Source organism: Microcoleus sp. BM001215392 (assembly GCF_036700185.1).
GTDB lineage: Bacteria > Cyanobacteriota > Cyanobacteriia > Cyanobacteriales > Microcoleaceae > Microcoleus.
This window is the reverse complement of sequence record NZ_JAUBOJ010000449.1, coordinates 1-2,013: the sequence shown is the minus strand read 5'-3', so window position 1 is coordinate 2,013 and position 2,013 is coordinate 1. Positions and strand designations below refer to the sequence as shown.

The window sequence follows — 2,013 nt, the reverse complement described above, 5'->3', positions numbered from 1 at the left end:
CAGCTCCACTGGCTCCCAAAACAAAAAAGCTGGCCCGCGAAGACCAGCTCAGATTAAATAAGTTAAGGACAATCTATCATGTTTCAATCATCCCCGGACACCAGCGTCGATGTGGAAACCGTCCAAACTATTGACAGACGTGCGTTCTCTTCCACGGACATCCCCAAAAGCTTCAAAAAATACCCCTACTCCAGTTCCATCAGTCCCGAAACCATAGTTCAACTAGAAAAGCAAACCTCCGAAATCCGCACTAGCTACCGCACCATCAGCATTGCCCTGTTCGAGTTTGGGGACAAACTGCTTGTACTCAAAGAAAAAGTCAAAAAAGCTCGATTGAAGTGGTCAGACTGGCTCCAGTACCATTTTCCCGATACAAACAAACAAACTAAAGATGCAATGGCGATCGCCCGTATTTGGCGGCAGTTGAGGGATACAGAATGCCACCTCGTCGAAAAAATGAGCGGTTGGGGAACCCCCGTCATCGCCGTTTTTTGTAGAGGTGGGATCGAACTCGTCAAAAAGTTTCTGTCTGAAAACGACAACCCCGCAGGATGGACTGTCAAAGCCGCCAAAACTTTCGTACAGCAGTGGAAACAGCCCAACGCCAGCAACAGCAAGCGCAAGCACTCAACAAGAAGTGCCGCCCCCAAAAGTGCAAAACCAAATTTTGAACCCGCCCCCGACTCCACCAACAATCGCCGGCTGATTCTTGAACTAGCCTATTTGCGGAAGCTGAAAGCCACGCTGAACGAAGAATTGGATGTTTCAGTCACAAAAGAAGTCAGGGAGAAGCTCAGACAGGACATCTTGCACGCTGACATCAAGATTGAGAGGGCGATCGCGCTCCTAATCGAATCATCAACACCTGCTGCCGCCTCAAACCATGAACCTGAAACGGATACAGCCGAAAGCCAGACTGAAACGGATGCAGCCGAAAGCCAGTTAGAATCCAGCTTGCAAATAGAAGAACAACTGCGACAAGAAAACACATTTCTCAAAGCCAAACTAGAGCAACTGGAAACGCAACAGCATTTCAAGTCAAACCCGCACTCTCCTAAAGTCACTGCCGCGATCGAACAATACCAATTGCAAATGATTGCTCTCATAGTTCAGCTAGAACAACAGCAGCAAGAAAACACCAGACTACAACAGCTATTCCAAGAAAAAGAAGCCTTCTGGGTACAGAGTGCAAGCGAAAACTGGCGAACCCAAAAACAAGCACTCGAACATAAAATTGCCGAATTGGAAAAAGCCCTAGAACAGACAAAAAGCAGCGCTGCTGACCCGTCAAATGATGCTGTTCCTAACAAGGAGCCAACTTGGAAACCCGATGACATAGTAAGAATTACCCAACACAGCGCCGAAGCCAACGCCGGCAAAATCGGTAGATTTGCAGGTCCGAAAATTGCAGACAGCGGACTGCTTGACGTTGACTGCGCGATAGTCATGCTCGATGAAGGAACGCCTTTTCAATATCTGTAGTGGTAGGGTGCGCCATACCAAGCCATGTCAAAGTGCGATCGACCTTACGTCATCCAACCAGTTGGTTAATGGCAATAAACCTAGTTTATTGCTAATTAATTACCTGTTAAAAAAAGAAGATTTATAGATGCCAATTAAGCAGATATCGCGCTGCGATTTTTGAGTGAGAAATTGACCTTAAAACTTATCAAAACAAATCAAGTGCATTGACTGCACAGTTAAAAACTCATGTCAATCTTAAAAACAAAGCGAGATTTGATTTCTACCCTGCCACTGAAACATTTGAAGGATATACCACCTTCAACTGAGTTGCCTGCAAGTTTTGCCAAAATTCATCCTTCGCGCTTTGACTGCGGCGAGATGGTGCGCTGGGTCGATGTTGGCGAAGAAGCTGACTGGGGAATAGTTATCGGCAAATTTTACAACTACGAACCGCGCCTGCTCTGTTGGATATGGTGCTACATAATTTGCCTTAATCCTGATTCCAAGAGTGCAGCTTGGTGTCAATTTGATACGGCGTGGGAGGAAGAT

Annotated in this window: 1 protein-coding gene and 1 pseudogene; both read left to right on the top strand. The window is 46.4% G+C overall.

Features of this window, described 5'->3' with window-relative positions; translation table 11 throughout:
• Positions 1-78 precede the first annotated feature (78 nt).
• Positions 79-1,482, top strand: coding sequence for a hypothetical protein (locus QT974_RS30380; RefSeq protein ID WP_333472102.1), 1,404 nt, complete (start codon positions 79-81; stop codon positions 1,480-1,482).
• A gap of 228 nt (positions 1,483-1,710) precedes the next feature.
• Positions 1,711-2,013 (top strand): annotated as a pseudogene (locus tag QT974_RS30375) (hypothetical protein); the annotation flags it as partial.